Origin of the sequence: uncultured Thalassolituus sp., assembly GCF_950066645.1 — a bacterium.
In the GTDB taxonomy this organism is placed as follows: Bacteria; Pseudomonadota; Gammaproteobacteria; order Pseudomonadales; family Oceanobacteraceae; genus Thalassolituus.
The window spans coordinates 81,693-98,239 of the sequence record NZ_CATMFB010000012.1 but is presented as its reverse complement, the minus strand read 5'-3'; the positions used below and the strand labels follow the sequence as shown (position 1 = coordinate 98,239).

The window sequence follows — 16,547 nt, the reverse complement described above, 5'->3', positions numbered from 1 at the left end:
CTACTCTGCACAATCGACGCACTGGCTGGTATAGGGAATTGCCGCCAGTCTTGCGGGTGTGATGGCTTCACCGCAACCAGAACAGATTCCGTACAATCCCTTATCCATCCGTGTGAGCGTCTGGCGGATCTGCAGGGCTTCCTGCTCACTTTCGTCGGCGATCGCGCTCAGTACTTCATCGTTCTCCCGCTCGACTGCCTGCTCGGCAAAATCGGCGGACAGGCCTTCGTCTCTGTGGCTGGCATGCCGCTCTGCCTGAGCTGAGCGCTGCTCCAGCTCTTTCAGCTTGTCTTCGAGCTGGGCGCGGATCTGTACTGTATCCATGTTGGCCTCCTGCGGGTGTGTTTCTGCCGTTACAAAATTTCTACACCCAGCATACCCAGATGCCATGCGGGCTGCTTGACCTGTGTCAGGAGAGTAAGGTTCCGGTGACTGGCAGCAGCCTTAATCTGACTTCTAACCTTGAACTATGAAGGTCTGATCTGGACCTGTGTGTGGGTTTAACGGTGGGGGTGAAAATGAACTATCTCAATGATGATCGTCTCGATGCTCTGTCTGCAGCGTTCGTAACCGGCAGTCTTCAGGGCAGAGCCCGGTTGCGTTTTCAGCGTTTGATCGAAGACTCTGAGAAAGCTCGTGAACGGGTCAGTTACTGGCAGAGGCTGCTGCGTCCTGTCACAGAGCAACTTCAGCAGGCCGATGAGATTGCAGATGGCGTCAATGCCGAGCGCAACTGGGGCTGGCTGGCCGGCTTTGTAACGGCGGTTCTGCTGTATCTTGGTATAGTCGTCATCTGGCCGCAGGAACCCCCGGCGTCACTGGAACGGCTGGCGGTGTTTGAAGCTGAGCACCAGCCTTTGTGGGTGATCCAGGCTTCCCGTGGCGAACTGAAGCTACAGGCAACCGGTGCTGTAACCCTGAGCGATATGTACGATTTTGAACTCTGGTATCAACCTGTGACGGGCGGCGTCCCTGAATCCCTGGGGTTACTGCCTGAGGAAGGCATCCGTGCGACAGGATTACCTCAGCTACTGGCAGACAATCGCGAGGGCATCCTGATGGTGTCGCGGGAAGTACCTGGCGGATCGTCGAGTGGTGTCCCGGGCACCGTCCTCTACCGGACATCGCTGACGGCGTTCTGACGTGACAGAACATCCAGTTGTGGAGCAGCAGCGTATAGAGACTGACAGCAGATTTAAGGAATACCGGTTATGACAGAACAGGACCATCAGACTCTGATCCGCGCCGTGGCGATGGGGGAGCAGGATGCCTTTCAGCAATTGTACGAAAGTACGTCGTCGCGGCTTTACGCCATCGCTATGCAGCTGCTGCGCTCTCCGGAGCGCGCCGACGAAGCTCTGCAGGAAGCTTATGTGAAAATCTGGCACAACGCGGGTGAATATCACGCCGGGCGTGGTGCTGTGATTACCTGGATGGGTAGCATTGTGCGGTACCGGTGTATCGACATGCTCAGGAGCATCAGCAGAAAGGAGGATCGCCAGGACTCTCTTGATGACATGGCCCCGGAACTGGCAGAAGCCCCGGTGACGGAGGAGAGTTCTGACTATCAGGCCATGGAGCATTGCCTCGCTCAGCTGGAATCCGGCGAGCGCCAGCTTGTGCACCTGGCGTACTACCGCGGGCTGACGCACAGCGAAATACAGAACCATACCGGAACACCTCTGGGAACAGTGAAAACCTGGATCCGTCGTGGTTTACAGGCGTTAAAGAGGTGTCTTGAACAATGAATTACTCATCTGAAGAACGTCTGGACGCTCTGGCCTCGGCTTACGTGCTGGGAACCCTGGAAGGCAGGGCGCGTCGACGCTTTATACGTCTTATGCAGCAGAAAACGCGGATTCGTGAGCGTGTATGGTTCTGGGAACAGATGCTTGATCCGCTCAATGACCGGCTTGAGCCGCAGCCACCGCCAGCGCATGTCTGGCCACAGATCCGTGCCCGTCTGGGAATGGCGGTTGCCGCCAACGATGAGCCGGCACCTTCACGTCGCTGGGTATCCTGGGCAGGTGGTTTTGCGACGGCAGCCATGGTGCTGGCGGGTCTCTACCTGACGGTACCGGGGCCGGCGCCAGTCATGGTGGAACAGGTGGCCGTGTTCACTGATGCAGACGGGCAGACGCTCTGGTTACTGGACGTCAGTGATCAGCAGATTGCCGTCCGCGCGACGGGTCTGGTGTCAGTCAGCGCTGAATACGATTACGAACTCTGGATGGTACCGGCTGATGGTGGTGCGCCAAGGTCGCTGGGCTTAATGCCGGAAGACGGAAGTCTGGTACTGCCTCTGACAGAAGATCTGTCTGCAGATATGGTTAAAGCCATTGCGGTGAGCCGGGAGGCTCCGGGGGGATCGGTAACAGGCGCTCCGGCAGAAGTGCTTTACGTGACTCCGTTGCTGAGTACCTGAACGGGACAGGGTTGGGCCAGCGTCCGCTGGCCCGGTCAGATCACTGACGCTTACCTTCAACATGCAGCTCGATTTCTACATGAGTAGACGCCGGGCCCAGGTTGTAGTCGATACCATAGTCGCTCAGTTTGAGCGTGGTTGCGCCGGTGAAGCCAGCGCGGTAACCGCCCCATGGATCGTTGCCTTCACCCAGACGTTCTACCGGGAAGGTGATCGACTTGGTCACACCGTGCAGTGTGAAATCGCCGGTGATTTCACCTTTGCCTTCACCAGTAGATTTAAAGCCAGTGCTTTTGAACGTTGCCGTTGGGTACTTTTTGACATCCAGAAAGTCTGAGCCTTTCAGGTGCTTATCACGTTCAGCATGATTCGAATCAATGCTGGTGGTATCAATAGTGACGTTAATGGACGACTTGGCCGGTGCTGCTTTGTCGTACTCAAAAGTGCCGTCAAAGTCATTAAAACGACCTGTCAGCCAGCTGTATCCCAGATGCTGAATTTTGAAATTGATCGAGGCGTGGGCGCCCTCATTGTCGATATCGTAGGTAGCCGCCTGAGCAAAAGCTGAGGTCATGGCCAGTCCGGAAAATGCAGTCGCTAACAGCAGTTTTTTCATTTTTACTCTCCTGAGTAGGTCGGTCGTTATTTCTGTGGACGGAACATGCGCAGCAAGGTTCCGTCCCGATTGATAAAGTGGTGTTTCAGTGCCGCCAGTGCATGCAGAGCGACGAGTCCGATCAGCCCCCATGCCAGCCACTCGTGTATGTCGCCGGCGATGTCTTCCTGGTTATCGCCAGTCAGCGTCGCGGGCACAGTAAATAGCCCGAACACTTCAATGCCGTGGCCTTCAGCGGTAGAAATCAGATAACCACTGATAAAGAGTGCAGCCATTACCAGGTACAGAGCCATATGGGCTAAGTGAGCGGCCAGATTTTCCAGAGGTTTCTCTGACAGGCCTTCTGGCAGGGGATTAATGACACGCCAGACAAAGCGCAGCAATACGACGAAAGCCAGAAGCAGTCCCGCCGACTTGTGCAGATCCAGAGATCCTTTGTACCAGGCATCGTAATAGGTCAGCTCGACCATGTAGAGCCCGAGCCCGAACATGCCGAAGATGGCAAGTGCAACCAGCCAGTGCAGGGCAATCGCCAGCCAACCGTACGAGTGTTCTGTGTTTTTCAGGCCCATATCCGGAATCCCTGTCGTCACTGTTCAACTGATATAACCCTAGCCTGAATTCTTTACAGTAAATAGTTCTCTGTGTGGACAATAGTTGTGCAAAAATGCACAGAACTCTGAGGGAGTCTTTTAATATTGGACAGAGATATTCGTTGGGATGACCTGAGAATTGCCTTTCAGGTCGCCGATCAGGGCAGCCTGAGTCGTGCGGGCGAGGTGCTGGGGATCAACCACAGCACGGTGCTGCGGGCGGTCAACCGGCTGGAGAATGGTCTGGGCATACGTCTGTTTATCCGCCATCAGCGTGGTTATCAGCTGACGGACGCTGGGCGACTGCTGGAAGACAGGATGCGCCCGATCGTAGGGGAGGTGCAGAGACTGTGTAATACCCTGGCGACGGCTGACAGCTCGCCGGGCGGGACATTACGGATCTCGACCGTCACCGATTTCTCGACCTTTTTTGCCCCGCTGTTGTATCGCTTCCGCCAGGAATATCCGCAGATCCGGGTACAGATTGTTGCGACGGACGACGTGATGTCGCTCTCCGGAGGCGAAGTGCACGCAGCGATACGCATTGGAAATGAACCCAGAGAGACAGATCTGATCGCCCGCCCGCTGTCCGTCGTTGCCCTGCGCTATTACGCATCGGAAGACTACGCGCGTCGCTATGGTCTGCCAGTGACGCTCGAAGAAATGAATGATCACCTCTGGGTGTTGCCTACCGGCGATAAGTCCCGCATCCCGAGTGTCCGTCAGCTGATTGATCAGGTGCGGCCCGAGCAGATCGCATTCCAGAGCAACAGCTTTAATGATATCGAGGCGGCGGTGCGTGCTGGGATGGGAATTGGCCCAATGAGTTCGGTCAATCTGCGGCGCAACGAAACCGATGACGAGCGTCTGACCGAGGTCACCCTGCCATTGCCACAGTCGGGCTCGCAGATGTGGTTTGTATATCACAAAGATCTGCGTCAGAGCGCTCGCGTCAGGGCGCTGCAGGAGTTTCTGCAGCGCCACATTCATCAGGGGTGAGCAGAATTACAGCAGAGCGCTGGCACACCCCAGCTGCGATGAAAAGCAGGACCAGCGTTGCCCAAGGTGAGCGACGTCAGCGCTTTTCAGACGCTGCATAAAGCTTCCGAATGCCGTGTCTTCGTAGCTGCGGCGCTTTTCGAACAGGCGTTCGACGCGCAGCTCTACCATCGCGTCCAGCTCATTAGCGAAGGGTTCGCCGATCAGAGTATGAATCATGATATTCGACAGACACATATCGAGCGGAATCAGTGGCTGGCCGATGCGGTGAATGCAGGATTCGTTAACTTCTTCCAACAGACGGAAGGCCAGGTAGGCTTCATCCATCAGCGCAATTAAGCCAGTTTCTTTTTCCAGTTCGGCTGGTGGTGTCAGTAAAAACTGTTGTGCAGCGCGGATAACCGGGTCCGTCACTGCCGTCATGCCGGTCTGTGTTGCTGCGGTATCCAGATCATTCAGCATGGCGGGCAGATAGCGGATGTAATCGACAACGTACTGACAGAGGTGCATGACGGGATCGTTGTCTGGCAGACGGATGATGCGACTGATGTCATCCAGGCGATGGCGTATCAGATTTGCCAGTAAGTGGTGTTTTTCTTCCTGCTTGAGGGCGTCTTCGATCAGTGCTGACAGGGCTTCCGTGTTGAATGCTGCGTGTGCTGACAATTTTATTTTCCTTTAAAAACAAGAAGTTACGGCTTTGTTTCTCGCCTCACAAAAAAAGTATAGTAAAGATTGACGCATACGCCAGAATCATCAGGAAAATTTCGCCGGATTTCTGCAAAGTGTCAGAAAAGTGGGAAAAAGTAAGCTTGCCCGCGCCAGTAAAAAGACATGAAAGGCGATCCAGAGCAGTGTGTTCTCATTTCTGACGCCCGTGAGGTGCCAGTTTTCTGACCATAAAGGCAGTGTCGCCAGCGGGGCAAAGATAACAACGGCGGCGATCAGCATAGTGTTACGCATCGCCCGGGTGGCCTGAGCACCAATCATAAGGCCATCGAGCCAGTAGCTGAGGAACCCTGTGACAGGCAACAGCCACAACCAGAGGTGAATATCCATCAGCTGTGGGATCAGTGCAGGCTGGTCTGTCAGTAACATCAGCAGTGTGTCACCTCCCCAGTACAGTATTGCAGCCAGCCCTGCGGCAACCAGAGCACTGTCAGTCAGAGTGAGAAAACAGATCCGTGGCAGCGCCACATAGTGGCGTGCGCCCAGATACTGTCCGGTCAGTGTCTCTGTTGCATGCGCAAAGCCATCCAACGCATTGGATATAAACAGCAGCAGGGTAATCAGGATGGCATTGGCCGCCAGCACTTCACTGCTCTGACGTGCACCAAGGGCTGTGAACAGGGCGAATACCATCAGCAGGCAGAACGTACGCACAAAGAGATCGCTGTTTACTCTCAGCATCTGCCGCTGAAATTCAAACCACGGCCGGCGCAGTGGAAATCTGAGTCCCCGTTGCCAGGCAGCGGCCAGAGCGATGATCACGGCAGTAGCGTCGGCGCAGAGGCTGCCAATGGCAACCCCGGCGACGCCCATTGAAAAGTGCCAGACCAGCAGAAAGTCGACAGCGGCATTGATCAGGTTTGCGCTGATCAGCATCACCATGGGGATGCGGGTTTCTCCGCGGCCGATAAACCACCCCGTCAGAGCGTACTGCAGCAGTACCAGAGGAATGCCGGCGGAACGTATCGCCAGATAGTGTCCAGCGCCTGCAGTGACTTCTGAACTGGCCTGATACAGAGGCAGAACGACAGGGATCAGCGTGTATGCGAGGGTCAGACATATCAGACTGACAGGAATAATCAGCCACACAGCCTGCTCAAGTACTCTTATTGTTAACTGTTGTCCGTGGCCCCCGAGGTGACGAGCGGTCAGGGAGGTTGTGCCCATCCGCAGAAAGCCAAAGCTCCAGATCAGCAGAGTAAATAGTTGCGCCCCGATTGCGACGGCCGCGAGTGGTTCAATCTCATCCAGATGTCCCAGAATCGCGGTGTCGATCAGCCCCAGCAGCGGGACAGTGATATTGCTCAGTATGATGGGCCAGCTGAGCGCCCAGATGGTGCGCTGATCTGCCGCAGGCAGCGATTGTCCTGACGCTGTTACAATAGAGCGGGATGACATTTGATTAGTCCGGAGATTCTGATGTTTAGGGCGATTTTACTGGGTTCTGCACTCGCTGCAGCATTTATCGCTGGGGTTCTGCTGGCCCCTCCAACCGCTGACAAGGTACTGAACCGGGCGGCAGGCGTGGTGCTGTTTGAGGGTATGCCAGTGCCGGATCTGTCTTTTCAGAACCAGCAGGGGGCGCCTGTTGACCTTTCTTCCCTGAGAGGAAAGTGGGTGGTGATGTTTTTTGGGTACACCTTCTGCCCGGATGTCTGTCCGATGACACTGATGCATCTCAGTAAGACCTGGAAGCAACTGACCCCGGAGGAGCAGTCAGCGCTGCAGGTGGTTATGGTGAGTGTCGATCCGGAGCGGGACACACCTGACGGCCTTGGCCCGTATCTTAATTACTTTAATCCCGCGTTTATTGCTCTGACGGGCAATAAGCGGAGCCTGAGTGAGCTGGCTCTGGCGGTGAATGCTTTTTATGCCCGCGTTGAGCGGGGGGAAGGACAGGCCTACCTGATGGATCATTCAGCGAATATCGTATTACTCGACCCGGCTGGTAATTATCGGGGCTATATCGAACCTCCCCATCAACCGACGCGTCTGGCGCCAGTGCTGCAGGCGCTTCTCAGTCACGCTTCAGCAGACTGAGCGAGAACAGCAGCATGGCCGAAACAACGATGCTCGGGCCTGCCGGCGTATCCCAGAAAAAGGAAGCGCTCATTCCCATCATGACGGCGACTACGCCTGCCAGAGACGCCAGTGCTGCCATCTGAGCAGGAGAGCGGCTGAGTGACCGGGCCGCCGCCGGTGGGATAATCAGCAAGGCGCTGATCAGCAGAATACCGACGACTTTCATCGCCAGAGCCACCGTAAAGGCGAGCAGAATAATCAGCAGCAGATCCAGAGCTGCGACCGGGCGGCCTTCGATACGTGCCAGAGATGGGCTGACGGTCACGGCCAGTAACGCATCCCAGAAAAACGCAATCAGTCCCAGGGTCAGGCCAGTCGACAGTAGCAGCCAGCCCACGTGGGTACTGTCGATGGCGAGCAGATCCCCGAACAGATATCCCATAAGATCGACACGAATACCATCGGCCAGGCTGAGTGCGACCAGACCGACAGCCAGCGTCCCATGCGAGACAATGCCGAGCAGAGTGTCCGAAGACAGGCGGCTGGCCTGCTGCAGTGGCAGCAAGAGCAACGCGAGCCCGACAGATCCTGTGATCAGTGCCAGCGTCAGATCAATTCCGCTGAGCACGCCCAGCGTGATGCCCAGCAGAGCACCGTGTGCCAGCGTATCCCCAAAGAAAGCCATGCGGCGCCAGACCACGAAACTGCCCAGCGGGCCGGCCGAGAGCGCCAGCAGGACGCCGGCGAAGAGTGGCATCAGCCACCAGGCCTGCAGAATGTCAGTCATGCGTGTGGTCTCCGTGATGGTGACCATCACAGTGTTCGTGATCATGGTGGTGGGTATAGTGCGCGATGCTGCTGTCGAGGCGACGGCCAAACAGTTCCAGATACGCCGGGTTGGCAGAGACTGATTCGGGGTGCCCTGAGCAGCAGACGTGTCCATTCAGGCAGATGACTTCATCCGTGGCAGCCATGACCAGATGCAGATCGTGAGACACCATTAGAACACCGCAGCCCAGTTCGTCGCGCAGTTCCGGGATCAGTCGGTAAAGTTCCAGCTGGCCCTGAACATCGACACCCTGGACGGGTTCGTCCAGCACCAGCAGGTGCGGTTTGATCAGCAGTGCGCGCGCCAGCAGAACCCGCTGCCACTCGCCACCGGAAAGGTTATGCACACTCTGTGATGCCAGCTGGGTAATGTTGAGACGTGCCAGCCAATGGTCAATGTCCGCTCGTCTGGCGTCCCGGGTGAGCCCAAGAAAGCCACTGACCGACAACGGCATACGTTCATCAAGGGTAAGTTTCTGTGGCATATAGCCGATTCGCAGACCTTTGCGGCGGGAGACACGCCCGCTGTCTGTTTTCTGCAGGCCGAGCAGCACTTTTGTCAGTGTCGATTTACCACACCCGTTGGGGCCGATCAGGGTAATAATCTGCCCTGGCAGTAACGTCAGACTGATGTCGTCGAGTACGGTTTTCTGACGGAAACTCAGCGACAGGTGGCTGGCTTCCAGGAGTGGTGCCTGATTCATGCGGCTTTCCGGCAATTGGAACACAGTCCTGTCAGCTCGTGCGTTTCACCTTCGACCCGCACGCCCAGCAGTGCTTCCAGACGCTCCGCCAGAGCACTTAACTCATCGGGAGGCAATTCGGTGGCTTCCCCGCATTTGTGGCAGATAAAAAAGCCGGTCGGGTGGGCGCTGCCGGGATGATCGCAGCCAATAAAAGCATTCAGTGAGCTGATTCGGTGTATCAGCCCCAGTTCGAGCAGAAAATCGAGCGCCCGGTAGACGGTCGGAGGGGCCGAGTTGAACCCGTCCTGTGCCAGTTGCGGCAGCAGCTCGTAGGCACCGGTAGGTTTGTGGTTCGCCCATACCAGCTCAAGCACACGGCGCCTTACCGGGGTCAGCCGGGCACCGCGTTCTTCACAGAGGCGACGTGCTGCGGCCATCGCAGTATCGATGCAGTGGCCATGATCATGGGTATGGGGCATAAGCTCACCTTAGGTTATAATGTAGCAATTCTACGACAGATTACCCCGGTTACCATCATGAAATTCCTGAAGACTGCCGTTCTGGTGATTTTCACCACATTGTCTTTTAACCTCTGGGCCGCAACAGAAAAGAAAGTGCTTGCCAGTGTTCACCCTCTGGCACTTGTCGCGGCCTCTGTTGTGAACAGTGATCAGCTGCAGACCCTTCTCCCTGCGGGAACAAGCCCGCACGACTTTGCACTGCGTCCTTCCGATGTTGACCGCCTGCAGGAAGCTGACGTGATTCTCTGGACTGGCCCGGTGGCTGAGCCTTACCTCAGTGGTTTTGCGCGTCGCTGGCCAGACAAAACCTGGATCGATCTGTCAAAGCTGGCAACGCCAGAGCAGCCTCGTGATCCTCATTACTGGTTGTCTGTACCTGTGGTTCTCAAAGCTCAGGCGGCACTGGCTGATGCGCTGGGGAAAGACGCTTCAGATTTCGCCCGTCAGGTTGAACGGGCTGTGCTCTATAGCGATCAGGTGCTGGCACCGGTGAAAGACCGGGGATTTTTTGTTTTCCACCGGGCCTACGATCACTGGGTGTATGAGCGTGGCCTGAACCAGGTCGGGGCGTTTACCCTGACTCCGGAACAGAAGCCTGGTATGCGCACCCTGCAGATGATGCGGGATCAGTTGCGTCGTGGCGAAGTGGCCTGCGTTTTCCGTGAGCCAGAATTTTCACCGGCGCTGGTCGTCAGTGTGGTGGGTGATCTTCCGGTCAAACATGGTGAACTTGACCCACTTGGCGCACATATCGATCTGAGCAGCGATGGTTACCCATATTTTTTACGGGATCTTGCTGATCGTGCGGTAAACTGTCTGTCCCTGTGACAGGCATCCGTTAAGCGGGCGCTCCGCGGCGCCCAGCATCAGCCTGTCGGACAATAAACAATAAGAACACCGAAGGGACGGACGCAGATGCAACCCTATCCGTTTTACGATCTTCACCGCCTGAACCGCTGGCTTCTGCCTATGCTGGTGATTTCTGGCGTTCTCACCATTGTTGGTTTCTTTCACGGCATTTATTCCCTGTATGGTGTTGCCGATGTGTCTCAGGAAACTCTGATTTCTGCGCTGTTGCCAGAGGATCAGAGCATGCTGAAAACGGATGGCTACATCCGTGCCAGTCAGATTCTGGCGACACTGATTGCTCTGACATTTTTCTTTGTTGTCTGGTTGTATTTCGCCGCCCGGAATCTCGTTGCGATTTATGAAGAGCGTCATCATTCGCTGGCGAACTCGATGATTATTTTTACCCGTCTGATGTTGGGTATTTTCTTTGCTCTGCGCATGATGATCGCCATGTGGCGACGTTCGGTGCCCGTCAGTCACGAACACCGGGCAGAGAACTGGCTGGTGCCTCTCTGGTGGGTGCTGCTGATCGCCGCCAATATCTGCAAAATTATTTCGGTTTATACACTGACAAACGCCGACCAGGTCGGTGTCTGGGTCGACAGTTACAGCTGGATGACCGCGGCATACAGCCTGTATTTTCCGCTGTATATCCTGACCTGGCGCCTGGCGTTGGCCTTTACTCACCTGCAGTCCCGTCGTTGGGATCAGCGTGAGAAAGAAGTGGATGAAATTCTGGGTGAAACATTTCACGTCGGCGGGCGCAAAGAGAAGCGCCGTTGGCATGATCCGTACCCGCGCGCTCTGGATGCACTTTCTCTTCTGTGGCGTAACCTGAAAGGGCCATCGAAAAAGAACCCTGAAAATATTCAGTACATCAGCCGTAAAACAACCGCCAACGATATTATCCCGGAAGTGACCGTCGGGTTTGGTGGTGACGTGATGATGATGTTTGGCAAACCCTGGGCGGCCTCGGAGTCACTGAAAGCATTTTTCGCACCCTGCGATGCCGTGATGCTGAATATGGAAGGCGTGGTGACGGATTGCGCGAAAAAAGGACCCGACCAGAAGCATGAGCGGGACATTATTACTCAGCTGGCGGATATGTTTCCTGCCGAAAAAACCTGGCTGTCGTTTGCGAATAACCATGCCGGTGATTTTGGCCCGGACGAATGTGACTGCTCGGCTGATCAATTCAGTCAGGCAGGATTCCACCGCGTGGGCCTCAGAAATGAACCGTTCGCCGATCTGCATCCGTCATTACGTGTGATTGCCGCCACTCAGTGGAGTAACCGTCACGACGGAGACAAGCTTGCCTGGTTGGATGAAACCCCTGAGCAATACCGCCGTGACGATGCATTTAACCTCCTGTTCCCTCACTGGGCATACGAAATGGAGTGTTATCCCCGTCCCTGGGCTGTGACGCATATGAAGCGTTGGCTCCGGTTGTTTGACGGTGTCATCGGCCATCATTCGCACACGCCACAGCCGCTGGCTCTGCACGACAAAGACGGCGTGAATGCGCTGGCCGCTTATTCGCTGGGTGGCTTCTGTTTCGGGCTGACCAAGCGTAATGCCCCCGGCCTGATGCACTATGGATATGGCGCGGTGGCGAAAGTGACCTTCGGGCGCCTGCGGGATAACCCCGAGCGCTTTGCCGTGGGCGAGATTGAGTGGCAGTTTGTTGAATGCTTCCCACGGGAAGACGGAGTGGTTGTCAGTGATCTGGTGGATCAGATCCCTTACATCACAGTGAACTGATTCATAGACCTTTTATGACGCCTGGTTGCACCGGTAGGGAATCTCAGGCGTCGCCCCCGCGCAGGCGGGGGCATACCCTTCAGCGGGTGCTCTGCCCATCCTGATAACCCGCATCCCAGCTGGCCGCCAGCAGATCTTCGTTGGCAAACGGGTTGCGGGTGCGCACATTCGCAGCCCCTTTCTGGAAGCCCATTTCATAGGCCTGTTCTACGGTGATTTCCACTTTCTGATTCGACAGCAGTTTCTTCGAACCGACGACGACGTCGTCCAGTAACAGGTAAGTGGCGGGTACCAGCAGAAGGCTGATCGCGGTGGCGAACAGCACGCCAAACGCCAGTGATATGGCCATAGGAATCAGGAACTGTGCCTGCAGGCTGGTTTCAAGGAGAAGTGGTACCAGTCCGGCAAACGTCGTCAGAGAGGTCAGCAGAATCGGTCTGAAACGGGCCTGACCCGCTTCCAGTACGGCGTCATAAATAGACGCCCCTTCGGCGCGCTTGGTATTGATGTAATCCATCAGCACCAGGTTATCGTTCACCACGACCCCACTGACGGCCACCATGCCCACATACGACCATGAGCTGATTACCATACCAAACAGCTGGTGGCCGATCACTGCCCCCATAATGCCGAACGGAATCGCGTAAAGAATAATCAGCGGTTGTGAGTAAGACTGGAAGAGTACCGCCATCAGCAGGTACATCCCGAGCACCGCAATCAGATAGTAATTCAGCAGGGTCGACATAAACGCCGCCAGGTCACGTTGCTGACCTCCCGGGTTCCAGCTCATGCCCGGATACTTCGCGATCAGCTGAGGCAGAATGTCTTTCTCCATCAGTTTCTGCACCTGCATCACCGAGTTTTTACTGCTGTCGACAAACGCACTGACGGTGACCACACGCTTACGTTCGCCACGTTTAATATGTGTTGGTGCATCGCGATAAATAATATCGGCAATAGAATAGAGCGGCACATACTGACCGTCGGCATAGCGGATATGCATATTTTCGAGGTGCCATGACGATTCCCGCTCGTCTTCGGCCAGGCCGAGCCAGACTTCAATTTCATCGTCCCGGGTCTGAACGTGCTGAACGACGCTGCCCTGGAAGGATTTATTAATCTGACTGACAACACCCTGCTGGGTCAGCCCAAGAGAGTTGGCATTATCGCGCAGCACAATATCGGCCTGCTGCTTACGGTCTTCCTGAGAGTGGCGGACATCGTACGTACCAGAAAAACGCTTAAGCGCATCGACCAGCTCGTTGGCCGCGGCCTTCAGGTCATCCGGGTTGTTTGAACTGAGTTCTACCTGCAGGTCCGGACGGGCCGGGTTCAGGCTGGCGGTAAAGCTCAGCTGACTGGCTTCAGGAATTTCGCCAGCAATTTCCCGCCATTTAGAAATGATATCCCGGCCACTGACGCGACTGTCGCGCTGCTGGACGAGTTCCAGAGTAATCTCCGCCGTGTGATCAAGATCCTGCGACGACTTTATATTGCTCTTACTGTCTTTCGGAGCCACTACCGCATAGATGTGATCAATTGCCGGTGTGTCCGCCATCGCATAGCGATGCTTAAGCAGCTCTGCTGCGTTGGTCAGGCGTGCGACAACGGCTTCTGTTTTATGGCGCGGTGAGCCTTCCGGCAGGGCGAGTTTTGCCACCACGGCGTCGGCTTCTACCTCTGCAAAAAGAGAAGAGCGGATCCAGCCAGTGAGCATCAGTACCAGCATCAGAACGAAGGCGATGGTAAAGCCCAGCACAATCAGCCCTTTCATCTGCAGACAGGAGCGCAGTACCGGGGCATAAACCGTTTGTGCAAACCAGCGCAGGCCCTGATCAAAGCGGTCCTGAATCATTTTCAGAGTCGGGATGGCTTCTTTCTTTTTCCCTTTCGGAGCACTGGTGTGAGACAGGTGTGCAGGCAGAATAAACAGAGACTCGACCAGAGAAAACACCAGTGTCGCGATCACCACAATCGGGATGGCCTGCATCAGTTTGCCTTCTGGCCCCGGCAGCGACAGCAGCGGCATAAAGGCGACGACTGTCGTGGCGACTGCAAACAGAATTGGTTTGTATACCTCGTAGACGCCTTCGAGGGCCGCCCGGGTGCCATAAATGCCGGCTTCATTTTTTAAATGAATCGACTCAGCGACCACGACCGCGTCGTCCACTACGATACCGAGCACCAGAATAAAGCCGAACAGTGACACCGCGTTAATCGAAACATCGTAAATTGGCATCACAAACAGCGTGCCGAGGAAGGCAATCGGAATACCCATACTCACCCAGAACGACAGGCGGCCGTTGAGGAACAACAGCAGGGTAATAAACAGCAGTATTAAGCCCTGATAGGCATTTTCCAGCAGAAGCTCAATGCGGCTTTTCAGGTGTTTGGATTCGTCCTGCCAGATATGGGTATTAATTTCATCGGGCAGGTTCAGCCGGTCGACAAAGGTGTGCAGTACAGACGCGATATCCATGATGCTCTGATCGCCGACCCGGTAGATATCCATAGAAACGGAAGGAACGCCATTAAAGGTCGCATTGGATGACGCGCTGAAACGGGTATCCGTAATTTCTGCGATGTCCCGCAGCAGAATTTCAGCGCCCGTCGCATCTGAATAGATAATGATATTGCGGTAAGCTTCGGCCGAATCTTTGTAGGCGTCACTGGTAATCAGAATGTCGCCGTCACTTGTCTCAAGTACACCGCCCGGAAGAAAACCGGTCTGCGCACGTATCATTCCGGCAATATCGTCAAAGGTAAGGTTATATTTTTCGAGGTTATGTGCCGGTACCTGGATACGGATTTCAGAATCACTCATATCCATCAGTTCGATCAGACTGACGTCCGGGTATTCCATCAGCTCGTTACGCAGGGCACGTGCTGTTTCTGCCAGCGCGGTATAGCCGGTATTTCCGTAAATAATCAGTTTGGCGACCCGGTTTTTCACTGATAATTCCTGAATTTCCGGATCTTCGGCGTCTTCAGGTAAGAGGCCCTGTTCATTCACCCGTTTACTGACTTCGTCCATGATCTCTTTCGAATCATGCCCATCGACGATGTCCAGAGTAATTGCGCAGAGGCCATCGTAGGCCATCGACACCATATTCTGTGTGCCCTGTACGTCGTAAATCCGGTTTTCAATGGATTTACAGACGTTATTTTCTACCGTATCAACGGTACCACCGGGCAACTTAACCTGTACGCTGAGCTTATTCAGTGAAACATTCGGGATCAGTTCTTTTCTGGTTTCGGGGATGGCCATCAGGCCCAGTACGACCAGACAGATCATCAGCAGATTAGCGGCGACCGGGTTTTCAGCAAACCAGCGGATTGATTGCTTCATAGTAACTCCGCCGGATTATTTGCGATTAGCCGGACTGACGGTCATACCTTCGACCAGCCGGTGAAAGTTACCGGAAATAATCCGGGTGCCCGGTGGCAGCAGGGTATCAATATAAACCTGATCTTTACCCCGGTAGCGGATATCGACCGGCTGGAGCTGAATCGTGTTATCTGCGTTGATCATCCAGACACTGTCACCAGGCTGAACAACTTCGCGGGGAAGAATTCTCAGATCGCGGATTTCGCGGCCACGGATTTCTGCCTCAACAAACGAACCGGGAACAAGATAACGACCCTGATTCCCGGTCATGTCAGGCCCCGAAACCTGAGCCACCGCATAGAGCAGTTGGTTACGGGAGCGCTCGCCGTCGGTGCGGACCAGATAACCGGCCCATTCATCACCACTTTCGTAATCGCGCAGGGTGACCTCTGGCATAAAGCGCGGGCCCATATCGTCAGAGTAGGCTTCCTGTGCACCGATGATTGCCAGCTGATGATCACTCAGAGGCAGTCGAACTTCGGCTTTATCCATGCCGTAAATCACGGCCACCTGTGTACCGGTCTGGATCAGGTCACCACGGTTGATGTAAACCTCAACGATTTTGCCATCGATGGGGGCAATAATCTGAGTGTTTTCAAGTTGACGGTTGGCATAATCGAGGGCGGCCTGCGCGGCTTCGACCTGACTGGTGGCATACTCCAGTTGCGGGACAAAACGGGCAAAATCAGACGAGTTTTTACCGGCCTGGCGTCGTGCTACCCGGGCGTTAGCTTCTGTTTCTTCTAGCTTCAGCCGGGTCTGCGCAAGGTTGGCTTTCTTCTGCGCAATGTCCAGGATGATTGGCTGATCGTCGATCTGAGCGAGCAGATCGCCTTTTTTAATCAGGGCACCTTTGGTCAGGTTCGGGCTCAGGTCCGTGACCAGACCAGATACCTGACTGGCGACTTTATGAATCTGAGCAGAAGCTACGCGGCCCCGTGTCATCACCGGAATAGCCTGGCTGCTGATACTGACCTGAGTGAAGGGTACGATGGGGATATCCACCCTGCGTTCCTGCATGACCGGTTTCGGGGCATTGATATAAAGATAATAACCGCCTGCACCTGCCGCCAGCAGAAGGATCAGGCCGATAATAATGAACTTAAACTTCTTCATAAGGTTTTCTGTCG

The 16,547-nt window shown here is 55.2% G+C and carries 17 protein-coding genes; 7 read left to right on the top strand and 10 right to left on the bottom strand.

Going from position 1 to position 16,547, the window contains the following annotated elements; genetic code table 11:
• Nucleotides 1-324, bottom strand: a complete 324-nt coding sequence (locus Q1L85_RS12145) for a TraR/DksA family transcriptional regulator (RefSeq protein WP_300426785.1) — start codon at nucleotides 322-324, stop codon at nucleotides 1-3.
• Between the two features lie 194 nt (nucleotides 325-518).
• Here Q1L85_RS12145 and Q1L85_RS12140 point away from each other — a divergent pair, with 194 nt between their 5' ends.
• The 3 genes from Q1L85_RS12140 to Q1L85_RS12130 all read left to right on the top strand — a co-directional run bounded on the left by Q1L85_RS12140 (nucleotide 519) and on the right by Q1L85_RS12130 (nucleotide 2,425).
• The gene (locus Q1L85_RS12140; RefSeq protein WP_300426783.1) at nucleotides 519-1,142 is read left to right on the top strand and encodes an anti-sigma factor domain-containing protein; all 624 of its coding nucleotides are present in this window, start codon (nucleotides 519-521) and stop codon (nucleotides 1,140-1,142) included.
• Between the two features lie 69 nt (nucleotides 1,143-1,211).
• Entirely contained in the window at nucleotides 1,212-1,748 is a 537-nt protein-coding gene (locus Q1L85_RS12135) for a sigma-70 family RNA polymerase sigma factor (RefSeq protein WP_300426781.1), read from the top strand.
• The gene (locus Q1L85_RS12130) at nucleotides 1,745-2,425 is read left to right on the top strand and encodes an anti-sigma factor domain-containing protein (protein ID WP_300426779.1); all 681 of its coding nucleotides are present in this window, start codon (nucleotides 1,745-1,747) and stop codon (nucleotides 2,423-2,425) included. Before Q1L85_RS12135 ends, Q1L85_RS12130 begins: the two co-directional genes overlap by 4 nt.
• A 40-nt stretch (nucleotides 2,426-2,465) precedes the next feature.
• On the opposite strand, the gene Q1L85_RS12125 is transcribed toward Q1L85_RS12130, so the two are convergent.
• Together Q1L85_RS12125 and Q1L85_RS12120 are read right to left on the bottom strand one after the other, a co-directional pair.
• Entirely contained in the window at nucleotides 2,466-3,041 is a 576-nt protein-coding gene (locus Q1L85_RS12125; RefSeq protein WP_300426778.1) for a YceI family protein, read from the bottom strand.
• A gap of 26 nt (nucleotides 3,042-3,067) precedes the next feature.
• Nucleotides 3,068-3,613, bottom strand: a complete 546-nt coding sequence (locus Q1L85_RS12120) for a cytochrome b (RefSeq protein WP_300426777.1) — start codon at nucleotides 3,611-3,613, stop codon at nucleotides 3,068-3,070.
• A 126-nt stretch (nucleotides 3,614-3,739) separates the two neighbouring features.
• On the opposite strand from Q1L85_RS12120, the gene Q1L85_RS12115 reads away from it, so the two are divergent.
• Nucleotides 3,740-4,633, top strand: a complete 894-nt coding sequence (locus Q1L85_RS12115) for a LysR family transcriptional regulator (RefSeq protein ID WP_300426775.1) — start codon at nucleotides 3,740-3,742, stop codon at nucleotides 4,631-4,633.
• A gap of 6 nt (nucleotides 4,634-4,639) precedes the next feature.
• On the opposite strand, the gene Q1L85_RS12110 is transcribed toward Q1L85_RS12115, so the two are convergent.
• Together Q1L85_RS12110 and Q1L85_RS12105 are read right to left on the bottom strand one after the other, a co-directional pair.
• Nucleotides 4,640-5,299, bottom strand: coding sequence for a hypothetical protein (locus Q1L85_RS12110; RefSeq protein WP_300426773.1), 660 nt, complete (start codon nucleotides 5,297-5,299; stop codon nucleotides 4,640-4,642).
• A gap of 90 nt (nucleotides 5,300-5,389) precedes the next feature.
• Nucleotides 5,390-6,760, bottom strand: coding sequence for an MATE family efflux transporter (locus tag Q1L85_RS12105; RefSeq protein WP_300426772.1), 1,371 nt, complete (start codon nucleotides 6,758-6,760; stop codon nucleotides 5,390-5,392).
• 21 nt (nucleotides 6,761-6,781) lie between these two features.
• Here Q1L85_RS12105 and Q1L85_RS12100 point away from each other — a divergent pair, with 21 nt between their 5' ends.
• A complete protein-coding gene (locus Q1L85_RS12100) occupies nucleotides 6,782-7,402 on the top strand; it encodes an SCO family protein (protein WP_300426771.1) in 621 nt (206 codons plus the stop codon).
• Here Q1L85_RS12100 and Q1L85_RS12095 read toward each other — a convergent pair.
• Genes Q1L85_RS12095 through Q1L85_RS12085 form a run of 3 tightly spaced genes read right to left on the bottom strand, consistent with a single transcriptional unit; the run spans nucleotide 7,380 to nucleotide 9,377 of the window.
• Nucleotides 7,380-8,171 carry a metal ABC transporter permease gene (locus Q1L85_RS12095; protein ID WP_300426770.1) on the bottom strand — a complete coding sequence of 264 codons (792 nt, stop codon included), beginning with the start codon at nucleotides 8,169-8,171 and terminating at the stop codon, nucleotides 7,380-7,382. The genes Q1L85_RS12100 and Q1L85_RS12095 overlap by 23 nt on opposite strands.
• Nucleotides 8,164-8,916 (bottom strand): zinc ABC transporter ATP-binding protein ZnuC, encoded by a 753-nt coding sequence (gene znuC / locus Q1L85_RS12090; protein ID WP_300433234.1) that lies wholly within the window; start codon nucleotides 8,914-8,916, stop codon nucleotides 8,164-8,166. The genes Q1L85_RS12095 and znuC overlap by 8 nt, the downstream gene beginning before the upstream one ends.
• Nucleotides 8,913-9,377, bottom strand: coding sequence for a Fur family transcriptional regulator (locus tag Q1L85_RS12085; protein ID WP_300426457.1), 465 nt, complete (start codon nucleotides 9,375-9,377; stop codon nucleotides 8,913-8,915). Before Q1L85_RS12085 ends, znuC begins: the two co-directional genes overlap by 4 nt.
• Nucleotides 9,378-9,434: 57 nt before the next feature.
• On the opposite strand from Q1L85_RS12085, the gene Q1L85_RS12080 reads away from it, so the two are divergent.
• On the top strand, nucleotides 9,435-10,247 hold the full coding sequence (locus tag Q1L85_RS12080) for a metal ABC transporter solute-binding protein, Zn/Mn family (protein WP_300426455.1): 813 nt from the start codon (nucleotides 9,435-9,437) through the stop codon (nucleotides 10,245-10,247).
• Between the two features lie 87 nt (nucleotides 10,248-10,334).
• A complete protein-coding gene (locus Q1L85_RS12075) occupies nucleotides 10,335-12,029 on the top strand; it encodes a CapA family protein (RefSeq protein ID WP_300426453.1) in 1,695 nt (564 codons plus the stop codon).
• Between the two features lie 79 nt (nucleotides 12,030-12,108).
• Here the strand turns inward: Q1L85_RS12075 and Q1L85_RS12070 are convergent, their stop codons facing one another.
• Complete coding sequence (locus tag Q1L85_RS12070; RefSeq protein WP_300426451.1) at nucleotides 12,109-15,378, bottom strand: efflux RND transporter permease subunit; 3,270 nt, start codon at nucleotides 15,376-15,378, stop codon at nucleotides 12,109-12,111.
• Between the two features lie 15 nt (nucleotides 15,379-15,393).
• Nucleotides 15,394-16,533 carry an efflux RND transporter periplasmic adaptor subunit gene (locus Q1L85_RS12065; RefSeq protein WP_300426449.1) on the bottom strand — a complete coding sequence of 380 codons (1,140 nt, stop codon included), beginning with the start codon at nucleotides 16,531-16,533 and terminating at the stop codon, nucleotides 15,394-15,396.
• Nucleotides 16,534-16,547: the final 14 nt, after the last annotated feature.

Bases quoted from the DNA above. Each gene is read 5' to 3' on its own strand.
- Q1L85_RS12075 (WP_300426453.1), top strand. From the start codon at position 10,335: ATGCAACCCTATCCGTTTTACGATCTTCACCGCCTGAACCGCTGGCTT.
- Q1L85_RS12120 (WP_300426777.1), bottom strand. From the start codon at position 3,613: ATGGGCCTGAAAAACACAGAACACTCGTACGGTTGGCTGGCGATTGCC.
- Q1L85_RS12135 (WP_300426781.1), top strand. From the start codon at position 1,212: ATGACAGAACAGGACCATCAGACTCTGATCCGCGCCGTGGCGATGGGG.
- Q1L85_RS12145 (WP_300426785.1), bottom strand. From the start codon at position 324: ATGGATACAGTACAGATCCGCGCCCAGCTCGAAGACAAGCTGAAAGAG.
- Q1L85_RS12130 (WP_300426779.1), top strand. From the start codon at position 1,745: ATGAATTACTCATCTGAAGAACGTCTGGACGCTCTGGCCTCGGCTTAC.
- Q1L85_RS12100 (WP_300426771.1), top strand. From the start codon at position 6,782: ATGTTTAGGGCGATTTTACTGGGTTCTGCACTCGCTGCAGCATTTATC.
- Q1L85_RS12085 (WP_300426457.1), bottom strand. From the start codon at position 9,377: ATGCCCCATACCCATGATCATGGCCACTGCATCGATACTGCGATGGCC.
- Q1L85_RS12065 (WP_300426449.1), bottom strand. From the start codon at position 16,533: ATGAAGAAGTTTAAGTTCATTATTATCGGCCTGATCCTTCTGCTGGCG.
- znuC (WP_300433234.1), bottom strand. From the start codon at position 8,916: ATGAATCAGGCACCACTCCTGGAAGCCAGCCACCTGTCGCTGAGTTTC.
- Q1L85_RS12140 (WP_300426783.1), top strand. From the start codon at position 519: ATGAACTATCTCAATGATGATCGTCTCGATGCTCTGTCTGCAGCGTTC.
- Q1L85_RS12080 (WP_300426455.1), top strand. From the start codon at position 9,435: ATGAAATTCCTGAAGACTGCCGTTCTGGTGATTTTCACCACATTGTCT.
- Q1L85_RS12070 (WP_300426451.1), bottom strand. From the start codon at position 15,378: ATGAAGCAATCAATCCGCTGGTTTGCTGAAAACCCGGTCGCCGCTAAT.
- Q1L85_RS12125 (WP_300426778.1), bottom strand. From the start codon at position 3,041: ATGAAAAAACTGCTGTTAGCGACTGCATTTTCCGGACTGGCCATGACC.
- Q1L85_RS12105 (WP_300426772.1), bottom strand. From the start codon at position 6,760: ATGTCATCCCGCTCTATTGTAACAGCGTCAGGACAATCGCTGCCTGCG.
- Q1L85_RS12095 (WP_300426770.1), bottom strand. From the start codon at position 8,171: ATGACTGACATTCTGCAGGCCTGGTGGCTGATGCCACTCTTCGCCGGC.